A 14,712-nucleotide genomic window follows, 5' to 3' on the forward strand; every position below is an offset into this window, starting at 1 on the left:
CACGCAAAATCGAAGCGCAAGTTGACACCTGCGTCACATTTTGATAAATTCGCTTTCGCTCCGAGTCAAAGGCGCTAAAGCCTCTTGGGCTATGCCCTTTGACCGACAGGGATGAGCGGGAAACGGCTCATCCTTCCATATTTGAAAAGGAGATATCATGTTCGGGATTACCCTCCGCACCATCAAACCACTCCCCCTGTGTCTGGCCGCCGTCCTTCTGATCTGGGGCATCGCCGCACCGCAAGAGACTCCCGCCTCGAAAGAAAAAACCAAGGACCCGAAAGAGCAGGAAGCCCAAACCCGGATCACCGAGGAAATCCTGGTCGTCGGCAAGGCGCCCCGCGAAGCGCCGCTTTCGACCGTAACCACTGTCGGGGCCGAAACCGTCACTCTGATGCGCCCGCGCGACCTCGTCGACGTCGTCCGGCACGCGGTGGGCGCCATGGTCACCGTGGGATCGAAAGAAGAGTACAATCTGAAACTCCGCGGCGTCGATTCCCGGCGGATCGCCCTCCTTGTGGACGGCGTCCCGGTCTCCGAACCCTATTACGGAAACTTCGACATCAAAACCGTTTCGGCCGGGGGAATCCAGTCCCTCCAGGTCACCAAGGGACCGTCCTCCGTCCTCTACGGACCCAACACTCTCGGCGGCATCGTCAACGTCATCACCCGTCGGCCCTCGGCCAAGCCGACATTGACCCTCAACGCCTCGACCGGAAACAGAAAAACTCAAGCCCTCGGCCTGGATTCGACATTCACATGGAGAGACTGGGGATTTTCGGGAAGCGCCCTCTACCAGGACTCCGAAGGATTCGACTACGTCGATGACAACGGCGAACTTGTGCCACGGACGAACACCTATTACCGGCGGCTGAATCTCGGTGCGAAGGTCTATTACAATCCTTCGGAACGGACGGAGATCATGGCCTCCGTCGGGACCTATAGCTCGGACTACGGCATGCCGCCCGACCTGTTCGGACGCGCCCGGTACTGGAAATTCAAGGACTGGAATAGAACCTCTCTGAGCGCAGGTGGATTCACGGCTCTCGGCGATCGCTCCACACTTCGCTTCCGGGCCTATTCCGTCAATTACTTCAACATCCTCGAACAGTTCAGAGACGCCCAGATGACACGGCGTCAGTTCGAAAGCACATTCGACAACTCGAACGCCGGGCTTTTCGCGCTGGCCGATCTGTTTCTGTCGGACCGGCACAGCCTGAAAGCCAGCGTGTACGCCCAGCGGGACGTCGCCCGCCAACAGGACGATGTCGGGCTTCCCTGGATCGAGTTCTCCCAGGAAGTCTATTCCGCGGGTCTCGAAGATCATTTCAGACTGAGCGAAAAATGGCAAATCATCGGGGGATTGAGTCTTGATTCCCTGCATAAAGATACAGGGGGAGCCGTCACGAAGGTCAACCCCCTCATCGGCCTGAAATACTACCCGATCGACGATATGGATCTCCGGTTCTCCTTCTCCGGGAAATCCAGGTTCCCCAACATGAGGTCCCTGTATTCACTCTCATCGGGAAATCCCGATCTTCTCAGCGAATACGGGCAATGCTGGGAACTCGGTTTCACCTACAACCGCGGCGTCTTCCTGAGCGGCGCAGTCTTCGCCAACAGCCTCCGCAACCTCATCGACAGCCAGCGCCTGCCCGACGGCTCGCGCCGGTATTTCAACATCGGGGAAGCCCGCATCAACGGCTTCGAAATCCAGGCCCAGAAGGACTGGAACATCGTTCGGACCACGGTCAACTACACCTATCTCGACCACCGGAACGAGACCGACGACCGCCCCCTGGACGTTACGCCCGCCCACAGCGCGAACTTTGAACTGGCTTTCGAACCTTTGCGGAATCTTCGGGCCGGGATCTTCGGGGTTATCAATTCGAAAACCAACTGGTATGACTTCAACGCCCAGAAATTGCTTGAAATTCCGTCCTTCGTCTCCATGGATGTCGTGGTGTCCCTGAAGGCCGGGCCCGTCGAACCGTTTTTACGGGTGACCAACCTTTTTAACAAGGCCTTCTACACCGAGCCCGGTTTTCCCTGGCGCGGCCGGTTCATCGAGGCGGGCATCCGGGCCGGCATTTTCTAAGCCTTGCTTGGCTTTGGTATTTGATTGATAAATCATGACTTGGCCTTTCTCTAAAGTTTTGCATCATCGTTAGAACGTGATTTTCAGCACCAAAAAGAGGCGTGCAAGCCTGCCCGGATATTGATGCGGTCTTGAAAATCCCGGCATCGCCCCGGGCATACAAGCGGTTCCGGAATTTCCGGCGGCGTTATTATGGGGTGGTATAATATCTGCGTTCGCAGGAGACAAGATGAAGACCGCCGCCGTGTTGTCCGCAGCCCTGATTCTCGCGGGCCTTCTTTCCGCGGCCCCGGAAGTCCGCTCTCACGCTGAAAACCCGGATCACGATTGGGATGATTTTCTCGACGCGCTCTCGACCCGCATCGATTCGTATTCCGACCTCAAAAACTGGCGGGCCGCCGTCCGATCCTCCGTGACTGAGATGGACAAGAACTGGAAACCCGAGAAAACGACGGTTGTGCGAAAAATCACAACCGTCACTGAGGGCCTTTCCCGAGAAGAGATCCTGGAGGTCTTGGAGACGGAAAAAGGGACAACGAAAGACATCACGGAGACCTACGTCCTGGAAGCCGAGGAACGACGCCGAAAAGCCGAAGAACGCCGCAGAGATTCCGCTCGGGACAGAGAGCGTTCCGGCGGACGGCGGGATATGAGCGTCGCCGATCTGGCTCCGTTTTCCCGGGAAAACCGGATAAAATACTCGTTCTCCTTTCTGCCGGACGCGGAAGTCTCCGGACGCCCCGCCCGGGTCCTTTCGGCCGAAGCCCGGGCCAAGGATTCCGAGGTCTTTGAAGGCCGCTATTACATCGACCGGGAGACCCTGGACGTTCTCCGCGTCGAGCTCCGGCCGTCCAAAAACCCCCGATTCGTCAAACACCTGGAGATGGATATTCGTTTTCAGCCCGGCATCGGAAGTCTCGCCCTCAAGGCGTCCCAAATGAAAATCCATGCCGGTTTTCTGCTGAAAACCATGCGTCTCGTCGTCGAGGAGGAGTATACGGACTTCGAAATCCTCGACCCGGCCGGCTCCTAGCCTGATCAATTCGCGCCCCGATCAGGCTGATGCAACGATCCGCCTTTCCCCATCGTAATAATTTTTGGTCATATCATGAAAAAAAAGCTTGATTTTTGCAACGGAAATCATATATTACTAGTATACCTATGTAATATGTATGTTGAGGAGGCCGACAATGGCAAACGAGTTCGCATATAACCACGAAACGGTGATCCCCAGGAACGGTTCCAGACGAAACCCCGATTTAGTCCTGGAGACATTGTCCCGTTTCGAGCCGGGAGAACGCCCCCGAGAGATGTTTTCTCCGGAGGGCCTGGAACAGAGCACGGACCTGGTCAAGGTCTATCTCAAGGATATGGGCAGCATCCTGCTTCTTTCTCGGGATGAGGAGATCGCGCTCGCCAGAAAAAAGGAGCGCGGCGAAAGAATTCTCGAGAAAGCCCTGGCCCGAACCCGCCTGACTCTGGAGGAGCTGGCCGGTATGGAAAGAGAGATCCGCGAGTCCTCAGCACAGCCGTCGCGTTTCGTCAATACCCCGGAGGATGGTGCGGACGCCGGAGACCCGGAAACTCACCGGAGGCGGATTCTCGACATTCTCGGCCGGATCAGAAATGAGGAGGCCCGGCTGCGCGGGGTCAGGCCGGCCGTCCGGAACCGCCGGGCGCGCGCCCGAATCGTCGTCCGCATGATGCATCTTGTCGCCGACCTCGATCTCCGCTCCGACTGGAAAGATGAGGCCGTCCTTCGGATCCTCGAACGGCTTGAGCGCCTGTCTCTCGATGGGCGCCCGTCCGAAAGACAACACGCCGGGGACATCCTTCGGGAAGTCGGCCGCGGCAAACTCATGAGAGACCGGGCCCGGGATGATCTCATTGCCGCCAATTTGAGGCTGGTCGTGTCCATCGCCAAGAGATATCAGAACCGGGGCCTGCAGCTTCTGGACCTGATTCAGGAGGGCAATATCGGACTCATGCGGGCGGCGGAAAAATTCGACTACCGGCGGGGCCACAAGTTTTCAACCTACGCGACCTGGTGGATTCGTCAGGCCATCACCCGGGGCATCGCCGACCAGGGCCGGACCATTCGGATTCCCGTTCACCTGACCGAAACCATGCATCGCCTGAAACGCATTTCCCAGGCCGTTCTTCAGTCCGAAGGCCGGCCCGCAACTCCCGAGGAACTCGCCGAAGCGATGGATCTCCCTGTGGTTCGGATCAAGGAGATGCTGTCCTCCGTTCAGGACCCTCTGTCCCTGGAAACCCCCCTTGGCGAAAACGGCGAAGGATCTTTGGGCGACATCATCGAGGACGACGCCCTACTCTCCCCTCCCGACACCGTCATTCATGTCAGCCTGAAGGAACAGATCGGCGAAGCTTTAAAAACCCTGTCCGATCGGGAGATCACCATCCTCAAGATGAGATACGGCCTGGACGACGGCCGCGAATACACGCTGGAAGAAGTCGGCCGGCACTTCAATCTGACCCGCGAGCGCATCCGGCAGATCGAAATCAAGGCGCTCCGGGCGCTTCAACAGACCGCTCCCGGAAGAAAACTGAAGGCCTATTGATCCGCCGTTATTTTCTTAAATAGGCGAGGGCCTGAAGCGCGGCCAAGCAGCCTTCCCCGGCGGCGGAGACGACTTGAAGACCTCCGCAGGTGACGTCTCCCGCCGCATAGACGCCTTCCAGGTTTGTTCTCTGAAAGCGGTCCACGGATAAACACTGCTTGTGGTCGAGAATGAGCCCGGCTTTTTCGAAAAGGGGCGCAGCCGGAATCTCGCGGAAAATAAAAACGGCAGCGACGTCGAGCGAGGCCGGCTCGCCGCCTTTCAGGCTCAGGCCCTCGACCCGGTCAGATCCGGAAATCTCGGCGATCTCGACACCCGGATAGATGCGGATACCGTCTTTTTTTACTTTCTCTTCGGTTTCCGGCGTCAAGGCCTCCCCTTTTCCGCCGGGAATCCAATGAACACGGCAACCGGCCTGATGCAGGGCGAGGACGTCTTCAACGGCGTCTTCGGACCGGCCGTAGGCGGCCACGTCCCTGCCCCGGAACAGGGGGCCGTCACAGATCGGGCAATAACTCACGCCCTTCCCGGTCAGCTTTTCCTCACCCGGGATCATGCGCCCCTTTTGAAAGGGCTTTCCCGTGGCGATAATAACCGTTCGGGCCTGGATGAAGCTGTCCTTGGTCGTGACATATTTTTCCGCCGATTCCAGGGACAGAGCCAGGACGTCTCCCGACATGATCTCGGCGCCGTGGCTCTTCGCTTGATCCTTGAATTTGTCAAGAAGTTCAAGGCTGCTGATGGTGGGAAATCCGGGATAATTCTCCAGCTCGTAACCGACGGCCATGCGCGAGGCCGCCCGGCCCTCGAGAACGAGGGTCGATTTTCCGGCCCGGGCCGTGTAGAGAGCGGCCGTCAACCCGGCCGGTCCGGCGCCGATGATCAGCACATCTTTTTCAATCGTCTTCACGCCCATACTCATCTCCCGCCTTTCGTCCCGATTAAAATTCGAGTTTTCCGCTGTCTCCGACCATCCACTGACCGCGAACCATGACATAGAGAATGGTTCTTTCGATCTCCCGGCCGGTTTCATGAGGGTGCTTGATGTCCACGAGCATCCAGTCATCGAGTCCGGGCCAGGTCATGGACAGGACCGTTGGATTCGGGCCGGCGAACCGGGCCCCGCGAAAAGCCTTGAGAACACCGGCGTTCCGGCCGTAATTCCGGATCTCGACCTGAGCAATGCCCTGGCGCAAAGTGTCCGCCTTGATAAATTCCTCAATGATGTCGCGCGGCTCATAATCCTCGTCGATGGTCACCCATTCATAATCTGCGGCCGGAGTCTTGCCCGGCCCTCCCGAGCATCCGAAAAGCAGAAAGACGCCGGCCGCCAGACCGGCGACGAGACAACTCATCCTCATGGTTTCCTCCTTCTTGACGGCGCGCATTCCGTTCATTCGAGATCGATGAGCCGGGGCTGCCTTTTGGCATGCAGGCTGCGGGCTTCCGATGCCAGAAGCTTGAATCTGTCGGAAGGCATGGAGCGGCCGAGGCCCGGAAACCGGGTTTCCCGGCCGGATCCCCGGCGCCCTCCGGACGCCGCCGCGTTGAAGATTTCCTTTTCGCGGGCTTTTTCGTCCCTCTGGAAATATTCCTCAAAACGCGATCCGGGCAACCCTCCCAGATTTTTCAAGACCCGCAACATGTCCCGGAAAGACACGCCGAAGTATCGTTTCAGGTAAAGAACATCCTCGAAACCGCATCGACCGACCTTGAGATCCCTGTCCATGATGTCCGCCACCTTGTCCGGCGGCACAAGGAACCTGAGAGCAAAGGCCTGAGCCGAGGCCTCCCGGGGCGAGTACAGCGTGACATACTCGTCGACGAAAACATCGTCCTTGTCGATGATGGGCGTCTCATAGCGGTCCTTCAGAAAATGGGCATAGACATGGGCCGCAATGCGCATCTGGCAAACGGGCGTTTCCAGGGAATTGATCATGGCGAAGGCGGCGTTTTTCTCGCGGATGAAGACGAAAATCGCCGAAACCCGGGAGGGCTCGGGGAGAGGATGCCTGAAAATGCGGCAGCCGTTGCTTTCGCAAAGCGCAAAGATGTCGCGGATGGGTTCACGGCCGATCCCCAGTCGCCGGCGCTCCTCGTCCGCCATGCGTTCGGGGGACGTCGCACCGTAGGCGGGGGCAAGATCGAGATGGCGCCCGCAGATGTCCTCGTGTCCGAGGTAGCGCTCGCAATAGCGGCGGAATTTGACCACGGCCTGACGGATGTCGGGATCGAGGCCGGGATCCCCCAGAAGAGCCCCGAACCCCGGCTCCCGATCCTTGAAAAAAAAGGAAATGTCCTTGTTGAGGAAGGCCGAGATTTTTTGCAGCGTTTCGAAACGGGGGGTTCGTTTTCCCTTTTCAAGAAGGGAAATGTACTCGGCGGACAGCCCGACGGCCTTGGCGAAGTCTCCCTGGCTGAGCCGGGACGCCTCCCTGGCGCTTTTGATCCGGCCGCCGATGATTTTTCGCATGTCCCGCCTGCCCCTCGGCGTGGGCGAGAATAACACGCAGTCCCCAACCTGTCAACCGACCGCAACTGTTATTATTCCTGCTCTTTGCCGCAAAGTCGCGACTCTGATGCAGGTTAGGAAACCATGATGCCGATTGTTTTTGACAGGAGGCCCTTGCCTTTGATATAAGAGAGCTGGATCGATGGTGGGAAAGGAAGGTCGGCCATGTCGGATTTGAAGACACATCCCTTTTTCGAAACCATTTCGCACCGATTTTGCGGAATTCTGTCCGATCAGGTCGGTGACGGAATCTGTTATATCGACAAGGATCTCAAAATCCTCGGCTGGAACAAATCAGCGGAAATGATGACCGGCTTTTCGGAAGACGAAATGTCGGGGAAATCCTGGAGCGACGACGTCGGACTGCACATGGAGCCGGTAAACGCCGGCAAAGAAGACTCGGCCTGTCCCGTCGAAAGAGCCGTTCGGGATAGCACGATCATTACGGTCGATGCCTTTCTACCCCATAAGGCGGGCTACCGCATTCCGATTCATCTCCGCATTCTGCCCGTCGACAGCGACGACGGAAACCTCATGGGTGCCGCCGTCCTCTTCTCCCCGACCACCCCTTTGATCATGGTCCCCCCCGGCCCGGCTTTTCTGGAACACAGCGGCTTTCTGGATGCCGAAATCGGAATTCCCAACCGGAGTTTTCTGGAGACGATTCTGAAAAAACGTTTGGAAGAATACAAGAAATTCGGAATCCCCTTCGGCCTTCTCTATATCGATATCGACCAATACGGCCAATTCAAGGAAAAACACGGGAATTTCAACGCCGGAAAAATCCTCAGGATCATCGCCCGGAACCTCCAGAAGAACATCCGCTATCTTGATGTCATGGGCCTCTGGAACGCCGACGAATTCCTGGTCCTTCTGCACAACATCGGGGAAAACCGCCTGGATATCGTGGCCAACAAACTGAGACTCATGGTCGCGGAATCCTATCTCATGACGGAGACCGAGACATTGAACGCCACGGTTTCCATCGGGGCCTGCCTGGTTAAGAGATACGACACACCCGAAAGCCTGGTCAACCGCACCCACAAACTCATGATGCACAGCAAGTGGCGGGGACGGAACAAGGTCAGCCTGAATTTCGTCCAGAAAGACACTTTCTGAGAGCGAGAAAGCCGCGGCCCGCGGCGCGTCTATTCCCTTGAAGGGAGAACGCGCATGACTCGTCGATTGAATCATGAGGAATTCGTCAAACTGGCCGTCGAAAAGCTCCGGACGGGATCCTTCAAGGGAATCCACTCCGTCTTCAGTGGATTCAACGCCGCCTTCAAAATGTACTACCACGGCGAAGACCCCGTCCGGACGACAACCCGCCTGGCCGAGGAGGGAAAAATCGTCATCCGGCCGTCGAAAGGCGGCGTCCGGCTTTATCTTCCGGGCGAGGATCCCCAGGACGATCCGGGCCGGACCGCCCTGACGAAAATGGGCCTCATTTAAGGACCCGGAGGAATCGCCCTCGATGGTCGCTTCGAGCGACTCCGACCAGCTCACCATATTTTTGATTAAATATATGGCAAAGAATAAGATAATTCAGGTTAGTGTTTGATTAAGGTAACCGGCCCCATCATGCCTGATCGCTGAACCCTGAATGCCGCATCGGCCCACCAATTTGAAAAATCACGTGTTATAAAGGGATGATTGGTTTTGGTGAATCTCTCTTCCGGATGCAGATGCATATCTCCGGCCAGGCGGTTGATCCACAGATTGGTGATCTCTATCCTGAGGTCGTTGTTTCCTTGCTCTAAATAGTCCTTAATATTCAAGCTGTAGGGGTGTGTCCAGAGCACCCCGGCAGATTCACCATTGATAAAGATTTCTGCTACATCCAAGACTTCTCCAAGATCGAGGGTGATATTTTTGTTGCCGTTAAGCACCTCTTGCGTAAAATGCAAATTGTTGGAATAGGTGGCGGTACCAGAAAAATGGTTGATGCCTTCATCTTCATGTTCAGTCCAGCAAATCAGGTCGTTGAGTGTGACAGATGCAGGGGCTCCCCAACCTTCCGGGAAGGTCAGTGTCCAGGGGCCTTCAACCTCTGTTGCCGGCCCTTCAACCAGACCGGCGTAAGTTTCGAGCTTCCGTTTTTGAGGACTGAATACAATAAAGCAGGAGCCATAGGGTGGTAAATGCAGGTTTATGGTTGTTTTCCCATCCTTACTGACGGCGTCTTTCATGACATATTGTTTGCCTGTTACCGGGTCCCAGAGCTCAACCTGGCGGTTGGTTGTTCTGAAAACAGAGGTTTCAGCGACATTTTCATCGGTTGTATTTGTGACAAAATAGATTTCCACATCGCCGCCCCTGCGATGGATATAATCGAATGCAAGGGAGTTGGCAGTGAAGTCTTTGGCAATGGATAAACGATTCAGCGCTTCATCCATGCTGATGTTCCGGAATGCATTTCCTCCTATTCTACTTGCGATATCCGGACTCTGGATCAACACATTGGCCCCGTCAGCCATCATCTTTTCAACTTTTCTCACCACTTCTTCGGGGATATCCTCCCTGTCGGGAAGCACCAATAAGCTGTAGCTCATGCCGTCGGGCAGTACCAACCTGCCTTTTGAAGACTCCAGGCGGTTGAGGATCACATCGGTATTGACCACATCAAAATCATATCCGTGACTGAGGCCTTCCAGCCGGGGCTTGCCGGGATCGCCTTGTAATTCCGGAAAAAAGTTCGGGGCCTTGTCACCATAATAATACAAAACATCAGCAGCGAATTTCCCTTGCCTCAGGATGTGTGAACATCTGGCCAGGTAATCCATAAATGGTTTTGCCTTATCCCACCAGGTTGCCGTGGGATTGATGTCGGTACCGGCATGATATGACCTGCCGGGAAACCCATGCTCCGGTCGTGTGTTGGCAAACGTATGGATGGTAACCATGTTCAGGCCTTCACAAAAAGCACGGTCGACCCATTTCTTCAATGCATAAGGGGAGTCTGTCCACCTCCTCCAGGTGGTAAAGGCCTCAGCATCAACAAGGTTAAGTCCGTAGATGTTTGAAGCACTGGCAATTTGCTTTACGAGAAATATATTGAGCCGGTAGCGTTTCCAGAACTCACCACGCGGGATGCTAACATGGCCGAGGGCTTTCAGGGCATCGACCGGACAGGAGTTCCAGATCGGCGGACCGGGTCCTCCCGCCTCGGCAACCAGGTCGAGGCCAAACTCAGCAAGAAAGTCGCGACCGGTGGTATAATGACTATAAATAAGTTGATCGCTTACCGTTTTTCTGAATTGATAGAGAAAATCATCATTGCCACCTGGTAATTCCCATCCTGCGAAAGCGGGTAAATATGGGATGATGTCATCATTGTGATGGGCCTTGAAAATGCTGTCCATGACATCAGTCCAGGGTATTGCCTGATCCAGTTCCATGCTGTCAAATTCAAGGTAGTCCAATCCTGATTCAGTGTCATTCTCCCTGGTAATGCCCAGGCGGCCCAGGATATATTCGAAATGCTTTATGGTTGCTTTTGGATCGAGAAAGTCAATAAAGAGTCCATTGGAGTTGGGACTGGGAACGATGAGGTGTTGTCCTGTGTTGGAGCAGACAGCCCTTAGTATGTTCCAGTCGCCTTCAGGCACATCCCAATTTAAAACCATCCCATCATAACGATCGTTAAGGATGACAATATCTGAAAGGTCATGTATCTTTTTCTCCGGATTGTTCGGGATTGCCAGCACGGCTATTTCTTTGTAGAAAACCGGTAGTCCGGATTCATCCTTCGGACTGCGTGCAGGAAATGCAGGGTAGGGCAATGCACCGAAGAAGGATTGTGGTCCGGAAATGTTCAGTTCCGAAATATACAGCGCTTTCGATGCCCAGTGGGGTTCCACCCATGAACCGCCTGCGTTCCAGCCGCTTGAGGCAACCATGCCAATGGAGAGCCCCAGGCGTTTCCCTTCAGCCAGGGCGTGGCGAATCAGATCGACCGATTCATCACCCAGAAACTCAGGCCCCACCCCGAAGGCTTCGTCTGGATTGAACATGGCGGCGACATCCCAAATCTCGGCCCTTCCCATCCCTTTGGCTTTCATCTCTTCCAGGTCACGGGTGATGGATTCTTTGGTGACATCACCATTCAGCCAGCACCAGTAAGCTCCGGGTCTTGAAGAAACAGGGGGATCGACGAATTCTTGAGATAGTTGCTGCAGGTCCATTTCTTTTTTTTCATGCTGCAATGAACATCCAACGGCTAACAAGGCCATGATGGCCAGATACAGGTTTTTCATTCAATAACGATATTTCGGCCCACAAGCGGTGTCAAGCGCGGCGGCGGCCCGATAAACAGGCCGGGCCGCCCGGGTTGGCCGATTTTCCTAGAGTCTCACCTCCCCAAATGAAATTTTTAACAATAATGAACTTCGAAGGTCAAGGAGCTGGCCTCCTCCTTCAATAGGTTGCAAAATTCCCGGATCGATGGATCTACTCCAGTCCCATTTTCCTGAGCAGGGCTTTGGCCCTCGGGTCCTCGCGCAAGTTGTCAAGGCCGGGACGGGCTATGATCGTAAGAAGCCAGTGGTCACGCTCCTCATAGGCCCTATGCAGCCATTCAAAGGCCTTATCTCTTTCATTGAGTTCTCTATAGACACCTGCGATATATGCCGGCGATACATACCTTTTCTCCGAAAGAGCGATGACCTCGGTAAGGATCCTCCTGGCCTCATCCTGATTTCCCGCCGCAGCATGGACTTGAGCGAGCACGGTATTCCAGGGCGATATCTCTTCTCCCAGAAGCTCCAGCATCCTCTTAGCGGCGGCGATGGCCTCCTCATGCATTCCTTTCATTGAATAAGGAAATACCGTCCATAAATACGGTAGATACGCGGCCGGGTCGAGTTCCATCGCCTTTTTGTATTCCCGGATGGCCCGGTCATAATGCCTAGCATGGGCAAAAGCGATTCCCAAAACCCAGGTTATCGAGGCGGACACCGGATCAAGTTCCTGGCCCTTTCTGAGCTCTTGAATGGCTTCATCATAGCGGCCGACAAACATCAGGAATATCCCATATAATTGGCGGGCGGAGGGATAGCCCGGATTGAGCTCGATCGCCCGCTTGAATGCATTTTCGGCGCCCGCCCAGTCCCAATAATGAGTCCCGAGAGCCGTGCCCAGCGCGGTATGGGCCTCGGCCAGATACTCGTCCAATTCCAGCGCTTTCAGGGCCAGGTCTCTGGCTTGAGGAAACGCTTCCCTGGGAGACAAGGGACCGTAATAGCCGATGACATTGTAGCTGTTCGCCAGCCCCGCGTAGGCCAGAGCAAAGCCGGGGTCCTTTTCAATCGCCTCCCGGAAGTATATCATGCCTTTCTTCACTCCCTCGGGTGTTCTCTTGTTCCAGAAATGAACGCCTTGGAGATAGAGGTTGTAAGCTTCAATATTCTCCGTGGAGCGCTTCCGAAGGGCGGTCTTCTCGCCGACCTTCAGGGTCACTTTCAGGCTGTCCACGATGGCCGTCGTGATCTCGTCCTGGATGGCGAAGATGTCGGCCATGTCCCGGTCGTAGCGCTCCGACCAGAGATGGAACCCGTCCTCGACGTTGATGAGCTGGGCTGTAATGCGCAGGCGGTTCCCGGCCTTCCGGACGCTGCCCTCGAGAACGGACTTGACGTTGAGCTTCCGGCCGATCTCCCGGATGTCGATGTCCTTGCCTTTGAAAGCGAAAGCCGAGGTACGGGCCACGACCCGAAGGTCGTGTATATGGGCCAGGGCGTTCAGAAGCTCCTCGGCGATTCCCTCGGCGAAATAGTCTTGCTCTTTCTCCGAACTCATATTGGTAAAGGGTAGGACGGCGATGGATGTGGACGGCTTATGCGAAGACGGTGCGGGCGCCGAGGCGATGACACGGAGATCCACGGCCTTGAGGTCCTGGATCAGGGCCTGGAAATCCAGATAACGGTTGAGGGCGCTTTTCTGGAGGCATTGCTCCAGCACCCCGGCGAGGCCGGCCGGGATGTCGCTCCGCAGAGCCGCGATCGGCTCGGGCTCGCCGTGGACAATGGCCTGAAAGACCGCCTGCTCGTGCCCGCCCTGGAACGGGCCCTGGCCGGCCAGCATCTCGTAAACCAGGCATCCGAAAGACCAGATGTCCGTGCGGTGGTCGACTTTTTGGCCCAAGGCCTGTTCGGGCGACATGTAGGCGACCGTGCCCATCACCGCGTCCGTTCGCGTCAAGTCCCCGGCGCCCGCCAGCCGGGCCAGCCCGAAATCCATGATCTTGACCCCGCCCCGGGCGGCCAGCATGATGTTGGCCGGTTTGATGTCCCGGTGGACGACGCCTTTGCGATGGGCTTCCCCCAGCCCTTCGGCGACCTGCAGGGCGATGTCCATGGCTTCGGCGACTTCGAGCGGCTTCCGGACGATCCTCGCTTTGAGGCTCATCCCGTCGATAAAGGCCATGGCGATATACATTTGGCCGTCCTGCTCCTCGACCTCGTAGACCGTACAGATGTGGGGGTGGTCGAGGGCGGCCGCGGCCTGGGCCTCGCGCATGAACCGTTCCTTGGCCTCGGGGGACTGCGACTGTTCGAGGGGGAGAAGCTTCAGAGCGACCGAGCGCTTGAGCTTCGCGTCCTCGGCCTTGAACACGACCCCCATGCCGCCCCGGCCGATCTCGCCGCCGATCTTGTATTTGTTCGCGAAGAGCGTCCCTTTCTTAAGCGCGGGCGTGGGCGTATCGAGCGTTTTCGTGAAGGACGGTTGGACTTTCGGGTCCGGCGCGGCCTTGCCATCGAGACTGGATCCGCAGTCATTGCAAAACCGCGAGGACTCGGGATTATCGGAATGACAGCGAGGACATTTCAAGAATTTTCCCATGATCCCTCTCCCTTTTCGTCAACTATAAAACAATATAGGTCGCGGGTGTAGCCTACATTCCGCACGAAGCCGGGGCTGAATATCGGCATTTAATTCGCCGTCCATTCTATCACTCAGCGATAAGCAGATGCATCCATTTCAAGAAGCTTAAGAAGATCCTTTTGCAGCGGCGAAAGCCGGATGGGAAAGACGACTTGGTCCGCGGGGCGTTCGAATTCGTACCAGGCCACATCGCTGAACGTCTCCAGGATGCGGGCCGTCGTGGGGGTCGGCGACCATCGTCCTTCGGGGAGAATCGGCAGCCGGTCGATTCCTCGTCGGGCCATGGACCGGCGGACCGTCCGTTCGATGAGCGCGTCGACCATCATCGCCAGAAAGGTCGCATGAATCAGGCCTGCGACCCGGCTTGGTTTCTTGAGGTAGACCGGAGCGACTCCGAGTTCGGTCTTGAAGAGGGCATGGCGTTTTTCAACGTAGGGCTGATCCTTGTAGATGAGAAGGACCCCTTTGCGGGAGGTTGTCTCCAGGTTTGTGGTCAAGGGGAAGACGCCGTCGGTCCGGGCTTCGGCCCGAAGAGCGGCCTTGTTCCGGGATACCGAAAGCGTCAACCGGCGAATCCGGAACTCTCGAAGAGGCGCCCCCGGGCGAGGTCTTCCCCGGCGGGCATGGCGGGTCTGCCG

At 56.4% G+C, this 14,712-nt stretch carries 11 protein-coding genes and 1 riboswitch; of the genes, 5 read left to right on the forward strand and 6 right to left on the reverse strand.

Going from position 1 to position 14,712, the window contains the following annotated elements; translation table 11 throughout:
• Positions 1 to 46 precede the first annotated feature (46 nt).
• Positions 47 to 168, forward strand: a riboswitch (molybdenum cofactor riboswitch).
• The 3 genes from SCM96_12745 to SCM96_12755 all read left to right on the forward strand — a co-directional run bounded on the left by SCM96_12745 (position 158) and on the right by SCM96_12755 (position 4,680).
• Positions 158 to 2,098, forward strand: coding sequence for a TonB-dependent receptor plug domain-containing protein (locus tag SCM96_12745; GenBank protein ID MDW7761485.1), 1,941 nt, complete (start codon positions 158 to 160; stop codon positions 2,096 to 2,098). Its footprint overlaps the riboswitch before it by 11 nt.
• Positions 2,099 to 2,327: 229 nt before the next feature.
• Complete coding sequence (locus SCM96_12750; GenBank protein ID MDW7761486.1) at positions 2,328 to 3,131, forward strand: hypothetical protein; 804 nt, start codon at positions 2,328 to 2,330, stop codon at positions 3,129 to 3,131.
• 157 nt (positions 3,132 to 3,288) lie between these two features.
• A complete protein-coding gene (locus SCM96_12755; GenBank protein MDW7761487.1) occupies positions 3,289 to 4,680 on the forward strand; it encodes a sigma-70 family RNA polymerase sigma factor in 1,392 nt (463 codons plus the stop codon).
• Between the two features lie 7 nt (positions 4,681 to 4,687).
• Here the strand turns inward: SCM96_12755 and SCM96_12760 are convergent, their stop codons facing one another.
• The 3 genes from SCM96_12760 to SCM96_12770 are packed head-to-tail and all read right to left on the reverse strand — an operon-like array spanning position 4,688 to position 7,153.
• On the reverse strand, positions 4,688 to 5,713 hold the full coding sequence (locus tag SCM96_12760) for an FAD-dependent oxidoreductase (GenBank protein MDW7761488.1): 1,026 nt from the start codon (positions 5,711 to 5,713) through the stop codon (positions 4,688 to 4,690).
• Complete coding sequence (locus SCM96_12765) at positions 5,622 to 6,041, reverse strand: hypothetical protein (protein MDW7761489.1); 420 nt, start codon at positions 6,039 to 6,041, stop codon at positions 5,622 to 5,624. Before SCM96_12765 ends, SCM96_12760 begins: the two co-directional genes overlap by 92 nt.
• Before the next feature lie 32 nt (positions 6,042 to 6,073).
• Complete coding sequence (locus tag SCM96_12770) at positions 6,074 to 7,153, reverse strand: XRE family transcriptional regulator (GenBank protein ID MDW7761490.1); 1,080 nt, start codon at positions 7,151 to 7,153, stop codon at positions 6,074 to 6,076.
• A gap of 204 nt (positions 7,154 to 7,357) precedes the next feature.
• Between SCM96_12770 and SCM96_12775 the strand changes: the two genes are divergently transcribed.
• Together SCM96_12775 and SCM96_12780 are read left to right on the forward strand one after the other, a co-directional pair.
• On the forward strand, positions 7,358 to 8,311 hold the full coding sequence (locus tag SCM96_12775; protein ID MDW7761491.1) for a diguanylate cyclase: 954 nt from the start codon (positions 7,358 to 7,360) through the stop codon (positions 8,309 to 8,311).
• 54 nt (positions 8,312 to 8,365) lie between these two features.
• Entirely contained in the window at positions 8,366 to 8,644 is a 279-nt protein-coding gene (locus tag SCM96_12780) for a hypothetical protein (GenBank protein ID MDW7761492.1), read from the forward strand.
• 98 nt (positions 8,645 to 8,742) lie between these two features.
• Here the strand turns inward: SCM96_12780 and SCM96_12785 are convergent, their stop codons facing one another.
• The 3 genes from SCM96_12785 to SCM96_12795 form a co-directional block, all read right to left on the reverse strand.
• A complete protein-coding gene (locus SCM96_12785; protein MDW7761493.1) occupies positions 8,743 to 11,448 on the reverse strand; it encodes a glycosyl hydrolase in 2,706 nt (901 codons plus the stop codon).
• 193 nt (positions 11,449 to 11,641) lie between these two features.
• Positions 11,642 to 14,032 carry a protein kinase gene (locus tag SCM96_12790; GenBank protein MDW7761494.1) on the reverse strand — a complete coding sequence of 797 codons (2,391 nt, stop codon included), beginning with the start codon at positions 14,030 to 14,032 and terminating at the stop codon, positions 11,642 to 11,644.
• Positions 14,033 to 14,145: 113 nt separating this feature from the next.
• Positions 14,146 to 14,712, reverse strand: a 567-nt coding sequence (locus tag SCM96_12795; protein ID MDW7761495.1) for a hypothetical protein, incomplete at its 5' end; no start/stop codon positions are given.

Source organism: Acidobacteriota bacterium, from assembly GCA_033549365.1.
GTDB lineage: Bacteria > Acidobacteriota > Aminicenantia > Aminicenantales > Saccharicenantaceae > JAWSUF01.